Consider the following 18,498-nt stretch of genomic DNA (forward strand, 5'->3'; position numbering starts at 1 on the left):
AAGTTAAAGCCGCACTTTTGCCGCCAAGCCGGACAGAACATCCACGCCATTCACCCGGCGCGAGAAGCGCTCAGTATCTATCTCAAAGAGCTCGCGACCGTCTTTGGTCTGACGGTAATAGCTCACGGCGATTTCCACCGTGACGGCATTTTCGGACAGGCTGTCCTTGCCACGCGCGTCGGGAGTGACGGTCTGCACAAAGCCTTCGATCTCCTCGATGGTACCCAGCGCGGTACCGTTAGCCAGATAGCCCTGATAGGCCGTAAAGCGCGGACGGCTGCCGCTGACAAAACCGAAGGCGGTCAGCATATCCACGTCCACACCGTAAAACTTCAGCTGACAGGTGAGTGCTTCCATACCGTCATCAACGGGGGACGGCGCATCCTGTGCGCCGGTACGCAAATCCGTTTTGACAATGGACAATGCCGGCGGAGTAAATTCATGCGCCCCCTGTATGCGGATCCCCTGCCGGAAGAAGGTCCAGACGCGTAATGTGTTTTTTTCGCTCATGCTGCCAGCATCTCCTCAAGCGCATAGTTGTTATTCACCCGGACGCGCAGGCTGATAAGCTCAGTCGGCGATTTCGGACCAAAGTCATAGTTGATGTACAGCACGCCCGCCGCCAGGCTCTCAGCGGTGTTAAGTTCTTCATCCAGCCAGGCGCGACCACCGAAAATAGCGCCGAGCCCGACCAGCTGGCGCATATAGGCGTTGATGGTGCCGATAATGTCGTCGGCATTCTCCCGGTCCAGCGGACGATCAACGTATTCCAGCATCGTTTCCTGAATACTGTCCTCGATGACGTCTGCGGTTCGGCGAACCGATTCAAAGCGCCACTGTGGATCGGTACCGCACAGACGGTTACCCCAGTGCTTGAACCCTGCCCGGCGGATGATGGTAGAGACGTTCTGCATGTTGAGCAGGTTTGCGTCGCAGTTTTCATCGCCGAGAATGAACTCGTCGATCTGTTCCACCCCGAGGATGTTATTGATGTCCTGGTTGGATTTACTCCACCACCAGCCCTTCTCAAAGTCGATTCGGGCACGCAACCCCGCCGCAAACGCAGAGTAAGGACGATAGATCAGCTGGCCGTCGGCATTGCTGACCTGTACGCGCGGGCGCAGCAGTTCGGTGCGGGTACCATAGGACTGCCTGCGCTGGACCACTTCTTGCAGCTTAGCGCCAGAGGCACAGTCAACATACGCCACCGCCCGCAGCTTGCCGGCAACGGTTTCCAGAGCCTTGCCCACGGCATCATCCTCACTGAACCCCGGCGCGATGACGATACGGGGCTGGTACGTTGTCACGGAGCGAGCAGATGACAGCGCGCCGATCCCGGTCAGCACCGCCGCACGCTGTTTAGCTGTATCGTTAACTTCAGCCACGCGTACCAGCACCGTCAGGGCATTTCGCTGGTCATTGATTTCCATCAGGGCCTGCTTCAGCGTGCCTTTTTCACCGAGCCGGGAAAGCATCGAGGTACCGACAATCGCCACAGGAGTATTCAGCGGGAAAGGTTCATCTTCGCCGCCTGTCAGCTGCAACCGGAACGGTGTGACCACGCCACTGCCGCTTCCCGTTGCGGTGACTTCCACATCATCCACCGCGCTTACGGCAGTGGCCACGGCAGAAGGGGTTGCCGTCAGCTTGCCCGTTTCATCGCAGCCAAGCGTGATAGTCAGCGTTAATGCCTCCGCATTCCAGGCAGCAGAAGTCTCAATCGCTGCGGGATTTTCTTCATTGGGGATGCCGGCTACAGCCTCAACCACCACCACGTTTCCTGCCCTGCCAGCAACTGTCGCGGCAAACTCCACAACGTTATCCAGAATCGGGGTTCCTGTGCTGGCACTGGCCGGCGTTCCGGCTGAGGCATCAGGCGCAGTACCCACCAGGCCGATAATGGCCGTCTGGATCGTCGTGACCGCGACCGTACCGGATGTCAGTTCGATCGTTTCCACACCATGTAAATTCGCCATTTATTTTCTCCAGGCATAAATAAACCTGCCGCGGCAGGTCACATTTTTTGATTGGGGGGATTCGTGGTTCCGCCGCCATCACCATTTTCTTTATGGTCATGGCCGTTGTAGGTTTCGCGGATCCCGCTCATTTTCCCGGTACCGTCCGAAATTTCCTGTGTTGCACCGATGTTTCCCTTCACATTCGTGTCGGAATTGATTTGCGTAACGCCCTGAACTGTGAGGGTGTCGGTGATTTCCACCGGACCATCGAGCGTTCCCTTTCCGATAATTTTGTAGGTCCCGCCCTCCGCCAGCGTGATGGTCAGGGCATGCGCGGTGCGGTCATACCGGATCTCGGTACCGTCACCGTAGCGTGTGATATGTTCGCTGTCGCTGCCCCCCGGTACCGGCAGACCGCCGGTATTCCAGCCGGGAAACACCCGGCCATTATTCAGCTCACCCGCCTCCGACAGCACCGTGACCGCATCCCCGACCGCATACGGATTGGAGTCAGCCCGGTTTGCCCCGGAAAAGCCCTGGCAGAGCGGCAGCCAGGTAGTGATGATGTCGCCCAGATCCACCCGGCACTTCGGTATACCGTCATGCTTAACGGAATGAATAACCCCGCGCCGCACAATATTCGCCAGGCGGCGCTGTAAATCGCCCTCGATATCACTCATCGGGTTTCGCCTCGTAAATCAGCTGATAATCGTCCACATGTGCCTGGCCGATATCCGGTGCCTTGCCCAGCCAGGCCGCTTTCAGCGGGGCATTCAGCTGTGCAAACGGATCCGCACCAAAGGCGGCTGACTGTGTGAAGGAGATCCGCCAGACCAGGTAATCATCCATGCGCGGATCAAACTCATCGCGTGACGCATCGATAAAGACGGCTGGCTCAAGACTGGTCAGGCCGAACTGCTGGCCGTCAATCCACTGCGTGATATCCGCCGCCGCCGTGCGCAGGAAAATTTCGGGTCGGCTGACGCCAGCGCCTGCCGCGTCCACCACAACGAACAAATCGCAGGACAGATTCACATTAAGCTGTCCCTCGTTGCCGCCGCCCTGCTCCCAGCCGTTAATGGAGAAATAGACCGCCGGGGTGGCCAGTCCGGTAAAGCGGGGCACGTTTTTTTCCGGGTAGGCATCGGCGTCACGCACCCACGCAATTTTTTTCAGCGCGCCGGTGACAGCATCGTGATACTGCCCCAGCAGTAATGGCTCAGCCATAGTCCACCTCAGACAGAAATACGGGCTTTCACACGCCCGCGTAGATCGGTTTCAAAGTGATGCATAAAAATCTCCATCGCCTCCGCAAAAGCGTTATCTTCGATGTAATTCAGCATCGGCTCATAAATATCGACTTCCGCTTCGCGAGTACGGCGGGTATCCGGATCGCGAATAACCACCGTCCGGCGGTTTTCACGGCGGGAGCGCGCCACTTCCCCGTTTTCAAATGTGCGCGGGGATAGCAGGCTGCCCTTTGGGGTGAATCCTGCGTTTTCTGCCTGGCGCCGCGCCTTTATAAACTGCCCGGTGGATTTATCCCGCCGGGTATGGTGAGGCCTGACCCGCCCGTTAATCCTGCCTTTCAGGTCTTTTACCTTGATGGCATTGAGACCAAACCAGAGACGAAAAATATCCAGTTGTGACTGAGAAGCGCGATCAAGACGAAAGGAAAGCAGACGCCGGCGCACCAGATCCAGGCTGCGCGGCGCCAGCCCGTCTTTCAGGTCAGCCATCGCTTTTTTACGCAAGGTGGCGGCGGTACGTTTCAGCGCACGGGAATACGCTGCCCGAAACTGTTTATGGGTGGCACCGATGTGTTCCGCTATCCGCCAGATGGCATCCACATCGATATCGACGGGCAAATCCCGCCGCAGTCTGGACTCACGCGCCATATCAGCTCCACTTGTTGATGTCCGGCTGCACCTTACCCGGTGCGCCATACGCCAGCGTGACGCGGGTGCGGCCTTCTTCATCAGCGCCAATGTGCGTCACACGATAAGCCGTGCCGTTGATCTCCACGCCGTGGTGCTTCTCAAGCCCCACGATATCGGTGGTCATCGCGCTGAAGGCCGGAGAGCGATCCTGAATTTGCCCCCCGCCGGGCACGTCAACCGGGACATCAGGCGTCTCGAAAATCACGGTAACAGGACGCAACTCAGCGCCGACAGAAAGGACAGCAGGCACCTCTTCGGCAAATGCCCGGGATATCCGGGCATCCGCTTTTAACAGGCGTTGCCGAAAGCGGTTCATCAGTAACCAAGCCGGACCGGAACAGAATCCGCATCAGCCGCCGCCTCAGCCCAGGCCGTGCCCGCCAGAGGATTCGGAGCCGCCGCCTCACCCGCTTCCGCAGTCAGCTTACCGTCTGCCAGATAGAGCTTCTGGCCAACAGTGACCGCTTCCGCTGCTTTTGGCAGGACGAACACCCCAGTGGTATGCAGCACACCCCACAACCCAGCCGGAATGTCGTCGTGAGCAACGCCCACCAGCGCACCTGAAAGCACGGCGTCACCCGAATGAATATCGGTCGCACCGGTATTCTGAAAATCAAGGGTGTTGCCATCCTGCTGATAATTTTTCGCCATTTTTCTCTCCAGACAAAAAGGAGCAGCACGTGCCGCCCCGTAAAAAAAACCGTCAGATGACGGGCGTTATTTTTTGGTGACTTTAACCATGCCGCGCCAGTCAAGCGGTGCCACCCCGGCATCGATACGTACCTTGAACGCGGCACCGTCAACGGTGAAGCCCTGCTGCTGCTCAAGATATGGCGTATCAATACCGTCCAGATATGCCACCTCAATGGTGTCGCGTCCCTGTGCAGCGGTCAGGTAGTAATCCGTTGGGCTGCTGTCATCGAGGCGAGCCTCTGAGGACACCGTCACAAAGTTCTGGATCGGGTTAACGATACCGCTGTTCGCGTCCGCACCCGGTACGCTTGCAGATTTGATTAGCTGGTTAGCGCGGGACTCGATTGCCACTGGCGTCAGCATGTAGGCCGGGCGAATGTTCAGACGGCGGTCGCCTGATTTTTGCAACAGCATCGCCTTACGCGCCGTATCGAGGCCTTCGATACTCAGATCGGCGGAGACCAGGTTGCCATGATCGGCGTGGAACAGCGGCTTGCCGTCGGACATTTTTGGGTTGCTGGTCAGAACTGCCCACACCAGATCGCCCACGGTAGCACGCGCGGCAAGGCCCATTGCCTGCGGGATACGGGTCAGCATGTCCAGGTCATCATTGATGATAGTCTGGCGGTCAATGCTGAAAAGTTCGCCGTAGGTCGCAAGCGCAATCGGCTCGCCGCGATCTTTGATGGTGACATATTTATATTCCGCCCCGGCGCGGACCTTGCGAAGCGATGCAAGTGATTCCAGTCCGACGCGGTGCGCGGTTTTGAAATCAGTCAGGGTGCCTTTACGGGTCCACTGTTCGAATGACTCTGTGGCCTCGTCCCAGCCCATCAGCGCCGCCTTGTGCGCCACATCCATCAGGATATTGCCGAAATCGCTGCTGCTGTGGGTAAACGCAAGGCCGACCATCGCCTGTGCAGTCCCTGCGCCTGAAATACCGATCCCGCGATCCACAAGGGAAGCTCGCGCCAGTTCACGCAGGGTATAACCGTTGTAGGCGTTATCTTTTTCAGCCTGCGCATAGCCCGCGCGGCTCATTACCGCAGCACGGATGGAGTCACCGACCAGATTGCCGTTTCCGGCATAAAGATGAATAGCACCCGGACCGGCACTCGGCGTAGTTCCTGCCGCCAGCGCCTGGAGGAGTCTGTCACGGGCTTTTTCCGCCGTGCAGGAGAAGTCGGCCAGACATTCCGCCTTCAGTGTCGCGAAGGTCGGGAACGCCTCAAAAACAGCGGAAACCGTGTTCACGCGTTCCGCGTTTGCCGTCTGCATCTGCTGTTGCAGCTGCTGGGCCAGCGCAGTGATATCGATATTAGTCATCTGCTGCGCGGGCTGTTGTGGCGCTGGCGGGTTAAGGTTCGCCTGTACCGGCGCGGGCTGCTGTACCGGAGCAGGCTGCTGTGGCTGATTCACCGGAGCTTCGGCACGCGGCGCAAAAAGAGATTTAATCTGTTCTGGCATGTTCTGGTAATCCTTCAGTTTATTTTCATTCACACAGGCCGCAGCCTGTAGTTCAGGTTCAAGCGTGTCAGCGAAACCTTTCTCCACTGCCTCGGCCCCGTTAAGCCAGGTCTCCGCTTTCAGCATCGCTTCCAGCTCCTCCTGCCCCAGTCCCGTTTTATTCATATAGGCGCTGAGCATCAGGGCTTCGTTACGATCAAGCCACGCGGCGTAATCACGCATGTCATCAGAATCCCCGGCGATCCCCCCCCACGGTTTGTGGACCATGATCCAGGCGTTTTCAGGCATGTGCACCGTGGCGCCGGGCAGGCAGACAATCATTGAGGCCATGCTGGCCGCCACCCCGTCTACCCAGATATCCACTTTCGCTTTCAGCCGCGACAGGGTGTTGTAAATGGCAAATCCCTGCATGACATCACCGCCGGGGCTGTGGATATGCAAATCCACCGCGCTGGCGTCAAACACCCCGGCGTCTTTACAGTCCGCGACGAACTGCTGGGCTGTGATGCCCCAGCCGCCGATCACGTCATAGAGGAAGATTTCGACGCGCCCGGCAGACAGCGCGCGGATTTCGTACCAGCACTGACCGTTTGCCGCATCGACACCCGCAAGGCTGGCGCGGGGGTTAATCATCATCGTCCGGCTCGCGCCGATCGTCTTTTGGTTTTGCCGTTGCATCTGGCATCGCTCCTTTGTCGTTGGCGGCGTCGGAATCAAACACCAGCCCGTGTTGACGGTTAAACTCGGTTTCACGCAGTCGCTGGCGTTTAACCTCCTGCGGGTTTTTACCCCGCGCCCGTGCCCATTCCGCTTCGGTACCAGCACCGCCACGAACAATGGCTTTCCAGGCATTAGCCTCTTTCCCCGGATCAATCCACGGCATCACCGGGCCGAGATAGAGCGCGTTATAGAGAGAATTTGGATCCACATCCGGCGGCACTTCAACGCCGCTCAGTAACGCCATCGCCAGCCATGCGCGGTAAACGGGCCGGCTGTGCTGGCCGACAAACCACTGTTGCAGGACGTTGTACCCTTCGAAGCTCTCCACCAGCTCCTGACGTTGGGAGCTGTAGGTGCCGTTATAGTCCCGGGCAATGCTGGAATAGCTGCCGCGCGTGCCTGCGGCCACGGCCCGCATCTGTCCGTTCCGGAATTCATAGAGGTGAACATTCGGGCGATTTGATTCCACCATGCCAAGGTCTTCACCCGGGCGCAGATCGTCGTAAATCATGCCCGGGGCGATATCGTAATGACGCTGGCCGCCGGGAGGTGAAAACTCCCCGTCGTCACCAAGAGACTGCGCATCACCGCGCTTGATATAGAACCCCAGCGCGGCGGCAATACGGGCGGCGACGCGTTCACTCTCTTCATAATCCTTGATGTCAGAAAGACGGGTAATGACTCCGTGGATCAGGCTGATACCGCGCAGCTGGTGCAGACGCTTGCGCTGCGCAAGGTGAAGCATATTTTCAGCTGAGACGGTTTTAAGTTCAGCGCTGAACCGCGTCATATTTGCCGGGTGGTACTTGTAAACGCGGTAGCCGACGGGACGCCCCCAGTCGTTCACGATGATGCCCTGGCGAACCTGCTGGCCGGCGGTGCTGTTAAGGTTGAACGGAACAAAATCCGCCTCCAGCATTTCCAGCGAGAACGGTACGGAGGTGGAATGTTGCAGACCCGGCACATTCCCCCTGACCAGTTGCGTGAACACTTCCCCGTCACGCAGTGCTGAACGCAGCAGCAGGCGTTCGGCTTCCGGGCGGGTGAACATGCCAGTCACCTCAGGACGCACGGACCATTCAGCCCAGAGCGCCGAAAGTTTCCCGGCGAAATCGGAATGAAGATTCCCCTCCAGATCGAGGGGCTGAGGCTCAACATGGATCCCGTGGGCACCAATCACCCGGTCTTCCATTTTGTCGAATAGGCCGATCACCAGATCATGGTTTTCATCAAGCCACCGGGCCTGTTCCCGCAGGGACTGACCTGCTGCAAACACAGCGGTGTCCGCCGACTGGCTTTGCTTTTTCGCCTTGTGCAGCCGTGACGGATTTGCCGCTTCATACGCATTAAGCCGGAGACGATCCCGCTCGCGTGTCGCGGCCCACCCGGGGGAAATTGCCCTCAGTGTTCTTTCAAGAATGCCCATAGAACGCCTTACAGAAAGTTAGCGAGTTTGTACGAACCACCACGGCTGTTGACCGCGCGCCAGCGACGCTCCCAGTATTCGAGCTCATCGCGCAGCGCCTTCGGATCGTGGTTGGTAATGGCGCGACCGTTTACGCCGGTGAAAGAGATACTCTTGCCGTCCAGCGAGTCCTGGTAGGCCTGGCGCACCATCACCAGCGTTCTCCAGATGTCGTCTTTCTTCACAGCCAGCCTCCTCCCCTACCGGAAGATCCCAGCCAGCTGCCGGAAAGCGTGTTTTCTTTCTCAGGCTCAGCCCTGACTTGTGGCTGAACGGTTTTGTTTTTTTTCACGGTTATCTCCCTGGGGCGTTCCCCTTCATGAATATTTGGGTTGAGATCCTGCGGCTCAGCCCATGCAGGAGGTTTTTCCCAGTCGCGAATTTTTTCGTAGCCGCGCAGAACCGCGACGGCGTGGGCATAGCAGAACAGGTCAAAGGCTTCGTTGGCGCCCTTGCCTGGCTTACGCCATTTGCCATCCACGCCGCGCTCTTCGTAGGTGAGTTCCTCGTAGAACCACTCCCCCAGCCAGCCGGGAAAATGGATATAGCCTGCTCCGGGAGTCTCACGATCAAGGTTATTGCTGAGCTGATCCTTGAGCAGGTCGGTTTGCAGCAGATACACCGGCACCTCGCCACGCGCATCAGCGCGACGGTCACTGCGTTCGGTATTATTCGGGTGAGTTTTGGTAATAATTTTCTGGCGTTTTGTGCTGTCGCCCTTGATCAGATAGACACGCTTACCCAGACCATCCCGGCGACACTGGCGCCAGAATTTATAGGCATTATCTGTCACCCCTTCCTCACCGCCGCTATCGACGGCCATGGCCAGCACCGGCATACGCCGCGTCGGGTCAGACTGAAGTGCGTAAGTTTTTTCCAGCACATCGGATACAAGCAGCTGCCAGTCCTCCGGATACGCGCCGGGGTGGACTGGCTCCGCCTCGCCATGTTCATTGCAGCGCAGGGACTGGCGGATGTTGTAGCGATCCACAAGCCAGCGTTCACCATTTTCGCCATAACCAATTATCTGTACGACGAAACGGCGCTTTTTCCCGCCCTGAACGTCGACGGCTGCCAGCAGGAAACGCACCTTCGGCGGAACCAGGCGTTTACCGTAATCCTCCGCACGCTGCATCAGCACATCGGCGCGTCGCTGTTCGCTGGCCGAGCGCGGCAGGTACGGCAGCCCCCAGTCGGTGTTGATAACCGCCTTGAGGGTTTCTTCGCTGCCGGTAGCCTCATACTCCTGCTCAGCAGTCAGCAGTTTGTATACCAGCTGCGCCCAGGTCTGGTACGCGGCTGCGGGCCCCTCCATCCAGAACGACGCTATGCGCGAACGGCGTGGCTCACCGGAGATCTTGCCGTCCCGGTCAATACTCTGACCTTCACGCAACCAGACACCCACCCCGTTAAGCTCGCGCTTTTTATCTGCGGTGATAATGGTGCTGCAATGCGGACAAAGCAGATGAGCCGACTCACTGGCTTTTACCGGATCAGGTTCATCGCGGTATCCGGTCATCGCCTCCATCGCAGGCTGAAAATATTCACCACAATGCGGGCACGGCCAGTACCAGCGACGGCGATCTCCACGGTTGTACAGCGAAAGCGCGCCTGTCGTTGGTGGTGCTTCATGGGGAGATTTTCGGCGCCATTTGCTGTCGCGAATGTCCCGGCCTGGCGAACACTCCACCAGAGTCATCCCGGCGGACATAAAGGTGGTGGTACGCTTGGACGCCAGGGTAAAACCGTCACCCTCGCCATCGATGTCCTCAGGGAAGCGGTCATAATCGGTGAGCGCTACACATTTGAAATCTGACGAGGACATGATGTTGATGGAAGGCCAGCCAATCTTGAGATAGTTGCCCGCCAGAAAAGTACGATCATGCACGTTGTTGTCGTTTCGCAACGGGCTCAGGCGTTTCGCCACTTCAGGACTGACACGAAACGTTCTCGCCAGACGTTTTTTAGAGTGCTCACGCGCTTTCTCTTCGGTCATCTGAACGACGAGCATATCGGACGGGTCACAGACAATGTTGTATACAACCCAGCCATCCACCAGGCCGATCGTTTTCCCCGTTCGTGCCGGTCCAACAAACACCACCGCATCGTATTCACGCATCGCGAGGCAGTTCATCGGCTCTATCACATACGGAGCGACAGCAGGGTCCCACGGTACCGAGTTACCGGCTCCCATAGGTACGCGCATAAATTTTTGAACCGCCTCAGCCACAGGCATACGGCGCGGGGCTTTGAGAATGGCGGAAGCGTTACGCCTGACTTCCGCTGCCGTGGCCTGTCGCATGATTTACTCCTCTTCTGGCATATCCTCCTGTTCTGGTGAGTCGGCCTGCTCAACTTTGAGAGCTATCTGGTCGCGCAGATCGTCAATAACCTGCTGCACCCTGACAACTGCGGAAGGGGTCATGGCGCAGTCTCGTTCAAGAATGTCGGGTAACGTCTCCAGCACCTGAACCATTGCTTTTGCCATGGAGGAAAATTCTCTGGTGACTTCTGACGCCGGGATCAACTCACCTGTTTCCTGCTGAAACTTGAGTCTTTCACGCTCCGACTGAAACCAGGCTTTACGATCGGGGGGAAGCATTTTGTCGACGTCCACCAGCTCCGACGGTGTGGTACTCGTCAGCAACTCCCTGAGGATATCGGTGATGGCATAAAGCTTAAGTTTTGGATTGCTGCCCGGTGCCGGCTGAACATTTGCAAGCTTGCTCGCGACCGTCTGGCGGTGCAGATCGGTAATGGCTGCCAGCTGCGTGATATTCAGCCGGAAATTTTTGAGTTCGTTATCCATGATGGTGAACAAAAAATAGTCATTTCGACATCCTGCTAAGGATCAGGACTGAAATATCAAGAGGTTAAACAGATGATGATGAAACCCATAAAATGCAAAAAACTAGCCGTTTCCCGCGTGTCCTCGCCCCCTCGGTGTTCAGAATCACCAGGAGTACCTTATTAAATAATAATCACTCTCAAAAAAATACGCGTTTCAAGAGAGAGGAGGTCATATATCCAGGTGAGAAAAATAATAATATGGTTTTTAACTATCTCGGGAAAAATAAACCGCCCTTAGGCGGTTTATTTCATTAGCTATGGCTTACTGTTTATCTAACGCTTTTTGAATCGCGTCTGCTGCTTCACTTATCTCGTTTTTCAGAGAAGTAATAACAACATGGTTTGCCGAATGGCTCGCTGAAACTTTAAGGATTTCAAGTACAGCGGCTACTGCTTTCTCGCGCTTAACTTCATCTTTTTGCTCAAAACCAGTTTTATCGTAGAAATAATTCTCAAGCATATGATCCCCTTGATACCCCACCGACATGGAGGGCTGATGAAGAGTATGCTGGTATAAAGTTATAAATTTCAAGGTCATCACAGCAACTCTTCTCAGTGAAAAGCTTATGAAATGCATACGGGATTGGTATTAAACAACCGCCCGGAGGCGGCATCATGGCTGCTGCATGGCCTTATGGCTGCGGTCAACCCGCTTACTGCTTCAAGGTCTTTAGCCCATCCACCAGTGAAAACAATCTGAGGAAATTCTTAATATCCCACGCTTACGCTTGTTGTTATCTGCCAAGCTGCCAAGCTATACATGACTCTGATGCGGAGAATGCCAACTCCGGGGAACATCAATAAAAAGAGCAACGAAACTGAGACTCCTGTAGCCCTCTCTTAGAGGGCTTTTTTTTGCAAAAAAAAGCCAGCTCGGACAGAACTGGCTGGGTCTAGCAGTAAGTAGGTATTACTTCGCACTCATTTCGACGTGTACCCTATTCCTTTAGTCAAGCATTCAGACGCCGGGTGCCTCCCGGTGGACTTGCATCACTCCGCAAACCCGCAACACTACGTCCAGCAGTGACTGGTTGCCCCTCCGCTCAGGGGGATTCATCTGTATGGCAGAGATATCGAATCACTCGTGCCATTAAAATGTAGCTGACAGACAAAATAAAGTTGTGAGCATTGTTGAAATTCTTCGCTAATCATTCATCCCGTATACCCATCAGGCATTAGAAGAAAGCAGTTTTTTGTTCCTTTGCATTATTTATTTAATACACCTTTTTACTTTTGAGAAATGGATTACATTTACACTCTCCTTGTAATGATGACCCTTTTGGTCTCCCTTCCGAATTGCAGGATTTCATTTCGGAAGGGACTTTTTTCCTTTCCCGCCTTGATAAATACTCATTGTTTTCTAGACTCTTACATAGACTTTGCTATGTCAGGTGAAGTCGTCGTTCAGGACTACCCGTGTGCTCAAGGATGAGCCACCCTGATTTGTTCAAGCTTTTCCCTGCCAACTAATCATCTGCGCTCCAAGAATTGTCCATTTGTATAACGGAATTCTCAATATTTGCTACGGTTAAAGTCCAGAGGAGAGACTGTGTCCGAACCTCAGGGATGAGGCTCAATTTTTCGCGCAATTTGCTTTCCATGCTTTGTTATGCGCCAGGATGTCACGCTTCGTCTGCTTATCCAGTACATCCCAGTCGTGATGCGTACCGTAAATGGGTTTAACCCAGTCGCAAGCAGTGTCCACCACCTCAACCCTTACGGGTCCAGTTGTCCCGCAGCTCGCGATCAACATCGTCGCCAGGCATATGATTAACAGTCTGATGTACATTGCTGGCCTCTTTCGTTGTTTCTACCCTGCGTTCGGCTGCTGCGACCATTGCCGCTGCGTTATCTTCGGTTCGCTGCTGGTCGGCTTTAGCTTCTGCTTTGCTGGTGCCGCGAAAATGGCCCAGACCAAAAGCGCCGGCGATAGCGGAAATGACCAGTGCGGCCAGCCCGATTATTGTCTCGATACCCACACTCACCTCATACCAGAACTGATTTCGCCAGGTTAAACAACGCACGGCGTTTTTCCAGCCCGTTGCGGCCGCCATTGATTAACAGTGTCACGCGCTCAACGTCGCCGGAATGAAGAAGGCAACCGCGGGAGGCATAGAACCATGCGGCTGAGCGCGCGGCGTATTCATCCTCTTCAAGCAGTTCCGGGTGGGTTACAAGGTCCAGTTTCAACGCCTGGCCACAACTGCGATAGTTACTCAGACCAGTAACCTGTTTCAGCCCGCGACCGCGATATTTCCATCCATCACCGGCAACCTGATTGCCCAGGTGTTCTTTTCCCCACTCACCACCGTATACCAGATTAGCGATCGCTTTCTGGTTTGCCGGTTGCGTTGCAGTTCTGCCAAGTGCGGCGGCCTGCTGTTGCGTGATGCGGTGGCTGCCGAACGTAGGTAGCAGGTTTTCTGCCGCGTAATTCAGGTTCTCCACCAGCCGGGTAAATCTGGTGCTTTCATGCCCCATCTGGGCAATAAACATGGTCTGATCAAGCGGTGCGGTGATGCCGTATTCCCTCATAGCGGCGTCGATATGCGGAAACCAGCGCGCAGCTAACCCGGCGCTGATACCAGCCGCCTTCTGAAATTGTGTTTGGTTCATTAGTGCCTCAGATGATCAACCAGACGTGCAACGTTGCCTTTGACGGCCACCAGCACGGAAAGGAATATGATGTTTGCCGCAATGGTGGCCCATGATGAATGCGGGTAAATCCCACACAGGTACGCCAGCGGTACAGCGCTGTAGGTGACGGTAATCAGCCAGGCTAAACGCGAAATCCATGGCCGATGCCGCGAATCACCACGGCGGTAAAACATCAGAGTAATTACAACTCCGGCGCAGAGCAGCGCGTTGATAGTTGCTGTTGGGTCATTTTGTACCACCTGAACCTCCCCGGCGCGTTATCAGCGCCACCAGCGAGCCGATGTCCTGCTTGTTCAGGAACGTAAGGATTTGAACGGCTAACGCAGAAGCTATTACGGCACCGATAGCATCCAGAGGCTTCTCGGTGTACCCCGTCCAGGATGTGAGTTTTGAACCCAACAGCCCGGAACAAAGAATGCCGACGATATACGACACGAAGAAGTATGCCAGTCGACGTAACACACTCAGGTCAGCCGCTGTCGCTATGTAAAATACGGCGCCCGCAAATGCACCAAAAACAACACCGTAGTCAGTTCCGGTCAATAGACCGTAAACACTGGCTCCAGTCAAAGCTAAACCGGCCAGCCCCGTGCCGGAAAATGGATCGGACATCGGTCCCCCTCATATTGCAGTGAATCCTCTCAGTAAATTTGAGGGGAAATAAAAAAGGCCGCCCTGAGGCAGCCTGTATTCTTCGAATTATGTTCATAAAGGTGGGGATATGGGTCCTTCCAGAACGACCGCTTCACCGTTATGGCAAAGATCGTAGCCACGAGTTAGATGCCAGACGCCTCTGATTATTTTTCCTGTAACCATATCTTCAGTTTTACCGTGCGAAAAGTAGGCGATCTGGACACAGTCATTGTGTCTAATCCAATAATATCCCTCTTTCATAATTCACCTCTTAAATTGTTTCATTTAGAAGTGTATATGACGATTCAGAACCTGGTGGTCGACAAAACGTTTTTTTGAGGATGTGGCGCCGGGTGCCTCCCGGTGACTTATCTCTGGTCGTCAAAGTCGCGTGCATACCTGCACATAGCAGTTAACCAGACGCCCCATCGCTTAGATGGGATTCACCACATTCATAACTAAAACAAGAAACATTCATCTGGTCAATGGATGATTAATAAATGAAAAAAAAGCCTGCTCGGAAAAGCAGGCATAAATAGCTAAGTTGGCAATAACTGAGGGAGTGGTGCCGGGTGCCTCCCGGTGGAAATGATCACAGCATTCATTTCCGCGCGCTGGTTGGACATTCTGGAGAAATGTCCTGCTGAATCGCCCCTCCGCTTAGGGGGATCCACCACAAAAATGCTTTCAGAATACATCCATTCCGCAGGATGCTTTAGAAGCATATGCATGAGTTGGAAAATTCACAACGCAATCAGACAAATATATTCATTAAGGGTTACCGGAATTGGGCCTTCAATGTTTTCGGCCTCTACGTTATGACATTGTAATCGCCTTGCGTTAGAAATACTGAAAATCGATTGAAGAGCGACGATATGACAGGGGTACTGGTGCAATGCACCTTCGCGAATACCCCTGTCGTATCGCCGGATAACAAAAAACCCCGGCTGGCGGGGTTTAAGTTCTTTCAAATTGTCGCTTTACATTGCTGCCATCGTGGCGCAGCCCTGCCAAGCATGAATAGATTATCTGATTTTCTGGCCCATTTTCAATACTTCATTGCACCAATAGCACTTTTTGCTAAATCACGATTATCATGAATTTTCTTTCAGGGAATTCCGCGCTGACAAAAAAACCTTTGCCCTGAATATTTCCAGGCACCAGCGCACCCGCTTTCTGGCCTCTGATTCAGTCAGCCATGGCGCGAGATTCTGAAGATCTCTGGTTATATCAGAGATTTTTTTTCGGGTGGTGTAATACTGGTTCCCTACAATGTAAACCGGATCCTTCATATCGAACGCCTGAAGCACAGCTCCTTCCACAAACTCGGCGTCATCGCTATTCATCGCCTCGGCAATTACACTGACAGGCGGTTCGGGCCACAGGATCGAACGAGCACGTCTCAACGCCTGCTCACCACGGAACCCTTCTTCCCTTGCCTGGTTCAACGCTGCGGTAAAACGCTCGAGCGCTTTATCAGACCAGTTCTTTCCCCTGAGGACATTCCAGCACGAATGCCCGCAAGGTTTTGCCGGGGCCGTACCTCCACGAACATTTTCGCCCCAGATCGTAAGGAGAGATTTAATCCACCCAGACTGAACATTTGTAAGCAAAATGCTTTTCCCCAGCCAGCTCTTGCGTGGTGCCATTGCGGTTTTACCCAGCCCTTCTAAATACTGGCGTTTCTGGCGTGGCGTCATTTCATGTCCTCGATAATTATCATGCCGGTTTTGCCCCATACTTTTGATGTCCGGGCGTCCCAAATATGGGAGTCATCCTCGAACAGTGCGTCCAGAAGCGATTTTGTGAGATTGTCCAGATCTGGCTTTACCTGGTGCGGCTGCCCGTCCATAGCTGCGCGTTTTTTCTTGCTCCAGCTCTCAGGCATCGGTAAAACAAAAGTGATATGGGCACCGTTCTCCGGCACCTGAATGTCATGCAGGCGGGCCTCGTCACAAAACATGCGATATCGCATCACTGGCGGCCGCTGTTTCCATTTATCACGGCGTGTCATGCGGGGTTTACCAACAGGGGTGATGATGTATTTAGGCATGCAGCGCCTCCTCTATGCGGGAACCAATCCAGCGCATAACCGGTACCGCCATTGAATTGCCGATTGCTTTATAGCGCGGGCCATCGGCAGCCAGTCGGTAAGCCTGTTCTGCTTTCAGTTCTGGTTGGTGGTGGCGCAGATAAGCATATTCTTCAGCCGTGATCTGCTTGCGTTTTTGTGTCGGGATTAGAGTGTGGTTATCGGGGAATCCCTGCAAGCGTTCGCACTCTACAGGAGTCAGGCGGCGAACAGCCATGTTCTGCATAATTGCTGGTGACTGATTGCTCCCACTGTTCGCACTTGTCAATGTTGGGGCTTGTTCGGCGGCATATCCTATGCCGTGAGCTTTTGCACCCTGCCCCGCCTTAAAGCCATATGCAACGCCGTGACAGTCAGCAACGGTCAGGCATGGGGACACTTCGTGCATAGGATCTGTTGCATCTCCACCGTTTTGTGGAGCGCGGCCTATCCAGTTACCTGGAATGCCATACGCTATTGCAGGTGGCGATCCTGCGTTTTGATTGCTGCTGGTGCTGTTCCCGGCTCGCAATGTTGGTGAAAGCTCTGAAGCTGCATCATGCCCACTGTCTTTTGAACTGAATGCGATAACAGAATTTTCCTGTCCGTGATTACGTCCAAGGGTGTGAGCCTTATCTTTTAGCGTGCAAGGATCCTGTGTTCCGTGAATGGCATAGGTTTGAAGAGTCTCATCCATGCTGTCATTGGATTTACCCAGCAACGTCCTGCTGACGTCTGAATAAGTCACAGCTAAATCGGTCGCATCTTTGTGATCGCGAGCTTTTACTGTTGATGCTGTCTCGTCGCTTACGTAATCGCCGAAAGCTCGCATGCGGAATGCCCCAACGATCCCACTGCCGCGCTGACTGAATAATTCCTGATTACTCGCTCCGATCCCGCCAGTATTGAATGACTGATTCAGCGTTGGATGTGGATTATGTTCTCCATCCCAGTGACTACCGTTAGTAAGGCGATAGCCAGCATCCGGGGCAACGATTTGCCTCGTTTTTCTGCTCGGCGGAGAATTCCGGCGCATGCCTTCGGACTCAAAAAGAATTTTTGCGGGATCGATATCCCCTCGAGCTGTTGCGACAACAAACACACGTCTGCGTCGTTGGGCCACTCCGAAAAATTGAGCGTCGAGCACTCGCCAGGCAATAGCTCTTTCTGGTCCCAGCACATAACCAGCGTTTGACCATCGCTTCCCTGGTGATTCCAGCGCGCAGCTTTCGCCGGCAAGCCCTCCAAGAAAACATCCGAAAGCATTATCTTTGCTGCTGAATACGCCGGGTACATTTTCCCAGACGACGATGACGGGTGGTTTTCCCTGCTCTGTGCGTTTTTCATCGATAGCATTTACCAGTTCAACAAAAGCCAAAGTTAACTGGCCGCGCTCGTCAGCCAGCCCATTACGTAAACCCGCAACGCTGAACGCCTGGCAAGGGGTTCCCCCTACCAGTACATCGGGCGCTTCAATTTTTCCGGCGCGGATTGCCGCGGCGATTTTGGTCATGTCACCCAGATTGGTGACGTCCGGCCAGCGAAACGCCAGCACAGCGGAGGGGAATTTCTCTATCTCTGCGAACCATGCTGGCTGCCAGCCAAGACAATGCCACGCCACGCTGGCGGCCTCGATGCCGCTGCACACTGAGCCGTAACTGACTGGGTTATACATTGGCATGCTCCCCCAGCAAATAGAGCACCTGCACCAGAAGCTCAGCTTCAGTGCCGTACTTCATTTCCCAGGCGCGGCGGCCAGCATGAATCGCCACACCGTAACCGCCATTGCGATGGTGTGTATGGCAAAGGGGAATTGATTTTCGATGGTCAGCACGTTGGCTTGTGCCCTGCCCTGTCCGGATATGGTGGATTTCCGCAGGCGTTTCGCCAAGGTTTAGATTTTTACACACGATACAGCCGAGCTCGGCCACACGCGCAAGATGGATGCGGTCTGCTTTTTTCATGCCGGACCACCAGCATAAGCAGAGGAACCGCGCAGGAATGGACGGTCCAGGTAAAGCGAGGTATTTTTTTGCGCCATCA

The 18,498-nt window shown here is 54.7% G+C and carries 22 protein-coding genes; 1 reads left to right on the forward strand and 21 read right to left on the reverse strand.

Annotated elements, in window-relative coordinates; translation table 11 throughout:
• Positions 1–3 precede the first annotated feature (3 nt).
• The 17 genes from ACOTX2_RS01030 to ACOTX2_RS01110 form a co-directional block, all read right to left on the reverse strand.
• The gene (locus tag ACOTX2_RS01030) at positions 4–510 is read right to left on the reverse strand and encodes a phage major tail tube protein (RefSeq protein WP_023299868.1); all 507 of its coding nucleotides are present in this window, start codon (positions 508–510) and stop codon (positions 4–6) included.
• Positions 507–1,976 (reverse strand): phage tail sheath family protein, encoded by a 1,470-nt coding sequence (locus tag ACOTX2_RS01035; protein ID WP_149912183.1) that lies wholly within the window; start codon positions 1,974–1,976, stop codon positions 507–509. The genes ACOTX2_RS01030 and ACOTX2_RS01035 overlap by 4 nt, the downstream gene beginning before the upstream one ends.
• A gap of 38 nt (positions 1,977–2,014) precedes the next feature.
• Entirely contained in the window at positions 2,015–2,638 is a 624-nt protein-coding gene (locus tag ACOTX2_RS01040) for a phage baseplate assembly protein V (RefSeq protein WP_126313521.1), read from the reverse strand.
• On the reverse strand, positions 2,631–3,185 hold the full coding sequence (locus ACOTX2_RS01045) for a hypothetical protein (RefSeq protein WP_045344185.1): 555 nt from the start codon (positions 3,183–3,185) through the stop codon (positions 2,631–2,633). The genes ACOTX2_RS01040 and ACOTX2_RS01045 overlap by 8 nt, the downstream gene beginning before the upstream one ends.
• A gap of 8 nt (positions 3,186–3,193) precedes the next feature.
• A complete protein-coding gene (locus ACOTX2_RS01050) occupies positions 3,194–3,856 on the reverse strand; it encodes a hypothetical protein (protein WP_126313522.1) in 663 nt (220 codons plus the stop codon).
• A 1-nt stretch (position 3,857) separates the two neighbouring features.
• Positions 3,858–4,214 carry a head-tail joining protein gene (locus tag ACOTX2_RS01055; protein ID WP_045340204.1) on the reverse strand — a complete coding sequence of 119 codons (357 nt, stop codon included), beginning with the start codon at positions 4,212–4,214 and terminating at the stop codon, positions 3,858–3,860.
• Positions 4,214–4,549: a DUF2190 family protein gene (locus ACOTX2_RS01060; RefSeq protein ID WP_023303462.1), complete on the reverse strand. Its 336-nt coding sequence runs from the start codon at positions 4,547–4,549 to the stop codon at positions 4,214–4,216. Before ACOTX2_RS01060 ends, ACOTX2_RS01055 begins: the two co-directional genes overlap by 1 nt.
• 66 nt (positions 4,550–4,615) lie before the next feature.
• On the reverse strand, positions 4,616–6,736 hold the full coding sequence (locus ACOTX2_RS01065) for a ClpP-like prohead protease/major capsid protein fusion protein (protein WP_373416205.1): 2,121 nt from the start codon (positions 6,734–6,736) through the stop codon (positions 4,616–4,618).
• Positions 6,684–8,204, reverse strand: coding sequence for a phage portal protein (locus ACOTX2_RS01070; protein WP_032619491.1), 1,521 nt, complete (start codon positions 8,202–8,204; stop codon positions 6,684–6,686). The genes ACOTX2_RS01065 and ACOTX2_RS01070 overlap by 53 nt, the downstream gene beginning before the upstream one ends.
• 8 nt (positions 8,205–8,212) lie before the next feature.
• Positions 8,213–8,428 (reverse strand): hypothetical protein, encoded by a 216-nt coding sequence (locus ACOTX2_RS01075; protein WP_023299859.1) that lies wholly within the window; start codon positions 8,426–8,428, stop codon positions 8,213–8,215.
• A complete protein-coding gene (locus ACOTX2_RS01080; protein ID WP_045342230.1) occupies positions 8,425–10,545 on the reverse strand; it encodes a phage terminase large subunit family protein in 2,121 nt (706 codons plus the stop codon). Before ACOTX2_RS01080 ends, ACOTX2_RS01075 begins: the two co-directional genes overlap by 4 nt.
• 3 nt (positions 10,546–10,548) lie before the next feature.
• Positions 10,549–11,052, reverse strand: a complete 504-nt coding sequence (locus ACOTX2_RS01085; protein ID WP_032619489.1) for a DUF1441 family protein — start codon at positions 11,050–11,052, stop codon at positions 10,549–10,551.
• A gap of 303 nt (positions 11,053–11,355) precedes the next feature.
• Entirely contained in the window at positions 11,356–11,634 is a 279-nt protein-coding gene (locus ACOTX2_RS01090) for a hypothetical protein (RefSeq protein ID WP_126313523.1), read from the reverse strand.
• Positions 11,635–12,802: 1,168 nt separating this feature from the next.
• Positions 12,803–13,072 (reverse strand): hypothetical protein, encoded by a 270-nt coding sequence (locus tag ACOTX2_RS01095; protein WP_045340227.1) that lies wholly within the window; start codon positions 13,070–13,072, stop codon positions 12,803–12,805.
• Positions 13,073–13,079: 7 nt separating this feature from the next.
• Positions 13,080–13,709, reverse strand: coding sequence for a glycoside hydrolase family 19 protein (locus tag ACOTX2_RS01100; RefSeq protein WP_045340223.1), 630 nt, complete (start codon positions 13,707–13,709; stop codon positions 13,080–13,082).
• Complete coding sequence (locus ACOTX2_RS01105; RefSeq protein WP_072050717.1) at positions 13,709–13,990, reverse strand: phage holin family protein; 282 nt, start codon at positions 13,988–13,990, stop codon at positions 13,709–13,711. The genes ACOTX2_RS01100 and ACOTX2_RS01105 overlap by 1 nt, the downstream gene beginning before the upstream one ends.
• Complete coding sequence (locus tag ACOTX2_RS01110) at positions 13,977–14,363, reverse strand: phage holin family protein (protein ID WP_015570936.1); 387 nt, start codon at positions 14,361–14,363, stop codon at positions 13,977–13,979. The genes ACOTX2_RS01105 and ACOTX2_RS01110 overlap by 14 nt, the downstream gene beginning before the upstream one ends.
• An 896-nt stretch (positions 14,364–15,259) precedes the next feature.
• Between ACOTX2_RS01110 and ACOTX2_RS01115 the strand changes: the two genes are divergently transcribed.
• Positions 15,260–15,484 (forward strand): hypothetical protein, encoded by a 225-nt coding sequence (locus ACOTX2_RS01115; protein WP_149912182.1) that lies wholly within the window; start codon positions 15,260–15,262, stop codon positions 15,482–15,484.
• Here the strand turns inward: ACOTX2_RS01115 and ACOTX2_RS01120 are convergent.
• The 4 genes from ACOTX2_RS01120 to ACOTX2_RS01135 are packed head-to-tail and all read right to left on the reverse strand — an operon-like array spanning position 15,479 to position 18,419.
• Complete coding sequence (locus ACOTX2_RS01120; protein ID WP_045893788.1) at positions 15,479–16,084, reverse strand: hypothetical protein; 606 nt, start codon at positions 16,082–16,084, stop codon at positions 15,479–15,481. The two genes, ACOTX2_RS01115 and ACOTX2_RS01120, sit on opposite strands and share 6 nt — an antisense overlap.
• On the reverse strand, positions 16,081–16,437 hold the full coding sequence (locus tag ACOTX2_RS01125; RefSeq protein ID WP_048217858.1) for a RusA family crossover junction endodeoxyribonuclease: 357 nt from the start codon (positions 16,435–16,437) through the stop codon (positions 16,081–16,083). The genes ACOTX2_RS01120 and ACOTX2_RS01125 overlap by 4 nt, the downstream gene beginning before the upstream one ends.
• Positions 16,430–18,130 carry a DNA (cytosine-5-)-methyltransferase gene (dcm, locus tag ACOTX2_RS01130; protein ID WP_072050714.1) on the reverse strand — a complete coding sequence of 567 codons (1,701 nt, stop codon included), beginning with the start codon at positions 18,128–18,130 and terminating at the stop codon, positions 16,430–16,432. The genes ACOTX2_RS01125 and dcm overlap by 8 nt, the downstream gene beginning before the upstream one ends.
• Positions 18,123–18,419, reverse strand: coding sequence for a Ref family recombination enhancement nuclease (locus ACOTX2_RS01135; protein WP_045340242.1), 297 nt, complete (start codon positions 18,417–18,419; stop codon positions 18,123–18,125). Before ACOTX2_RS01135 ends, dcm begins: the two co-directional genes overlap by 8 nt.
• Positions 18,420–18,498 lie beyond the last annotated feature (79 nt).

The organism is Enterobacter cloacae complex sp. IR5412 (genome assembly GCF_049237385.1).
GTDB lineage: Bacteria > Pseudomonadota > Gammaproteobacteria > Enterobacterales > Enterobacteriaceae > Enterobacter > Enterobacter intestinihominis.

What these genes read in the sequence shown, in the direction of transcription:
- ACOTX2_RS01060 (WP_023303462.1), bottom strand. Translation starts at nt 4,549, where the DNA reads ATGGCGAAAAATTATCAGCAGGATGGCAACACCCTTGATTTTCAGAAT.
- ACOTX2_RS01035 (WP_149912183.1), bottom strand. Translation starts at nt 1,976, where the DNA reads ATGGCGAATTTACATGGTGTGGAAACGATCGAACTGACATCCGGTACG.
- ACOTX2_RS01030 (WP_023299868.1), bottom strand. Translation starts at nt 510, where the DNA reads ATGAGCGAAAAAAACACATTACGCGTCTGGACCTTCTTCCGGCAGGGG.
- ACOTX2_RS01040 (WP_126313521.1), bottom strand. Translation starts at nt 2,638, where the DNA reads ATGAGTGATATCGAGGGCGATTTACAGCGCCGCCTGGCGAATATTGTG.
- ACOTX2_RS01135 (WP_045340242.1), bottom strand. Translation starts at nt 18,419, where the DNA reads ATGAAAAAAGCAGACCGCATCCATCTTGCGCGTGTGGCCGAGCTCGGC.
- ACOTX2_RS01055 (WP_045340204.1), bottom strand. Translation starts at nt 4,214, where the DNA reads ATGAACCGCTTTCGGCAACGCCTGTTAAAAGCGGATGCCCGGATATCC.
- ACOTX2_RS01100 (WP_045340223.1), bottom strand. Translation starts at nt 13,709, where the DNA reads ATGAACCAAACACAATTTCAGAAGGCGGCTGGTATCAGCGCCGGGTTA.
- ACOTX2_RS01110 (WP_015570936.1), bottom strand. Translation starts at nt 14,363, where the DNA reads ATGTCCGATCCATTTTCCGGCACGGGGCTGGCCGGTTTAGCTTTGACT.
- dcm (WP_072050714.1), bottom strand. Translation starts at nt 18,130, where the DNA reads ATGTATAACCCAGTCAGTTACGGCTCAGTGTGCAGCGGCATCGAGGCC.
- ACOTX2_RS01070 (WP_032619491.1), bottom strand. Translation starts at nt 8,204, where the DNA reads ATGGGCATTCTTGAAAGAACACTGAGGGCAATTTCCCCCGGGTGGGCC.
- ACOTX2_RS01045 (WP_045344185.1), bottom strand. Translation starts at nt 3,185, where the DNA reads ATGGCTGAGCCATTACTGCTGGGGCAGTATCACGATGCTGTCACCGGC.
- ACOTX2_RS01080 (WP_045342230.1), bottom strand. Translation starts at nt 10,545, where the DNA reads ATGCGACAGGCCACGGCAGCGGAAGTCAGGCGTAACGCTTCCGCCATT.
- ACOTX2_RS01125 (WP_048217858.1), bottom strand. Translation starts at nt 16,437, where the DNA reads ATGCCTAAATACATCATCACCCCTGTTGGTAAACCCCGCATGACACGC.
- ACOTX2_RS01065 (WP_373416205.1), bottom strand. Translation starts at nt 6,736, where the DNA reads ATGCAACGGCAAAACCAAAAGACGATCGGCGCGAGCCGGACGATGATG.
- ACOTX2_RS01085 (WP_032619489.1), bottom strand. Translation starts at nt 11,052, where the DNA reads ATGGATAACGAACTCAAAAATTTCCGGCTGAATATCACGCAGCTGGCA.
- ACOTX2_RS01120 (WP_045893788.1), bottom strand. Translation starts at nt 16,084, where the DNA reads ATGACGCCACGCCAGAAACGCCAGTATTTAGAAGGGCTGGGTAAAACC.
- ACOTX2_RS01050 (WP_126313522.1), bottom strand. Translation starts at nt 3,856, where the DNA reads ATGGCGCGTGAGTCCAGACTGCGGCGGGATTTGCCCGTCGATATCGAT.
- ACOTX2_RS01115 (WP_149912182.1), top strand. Translation starts at nt 15,260, where the DNA reads ATGACAGGGGTACTGGTGCAATGCACCTTCGCGAATACCCCTGTCGTA.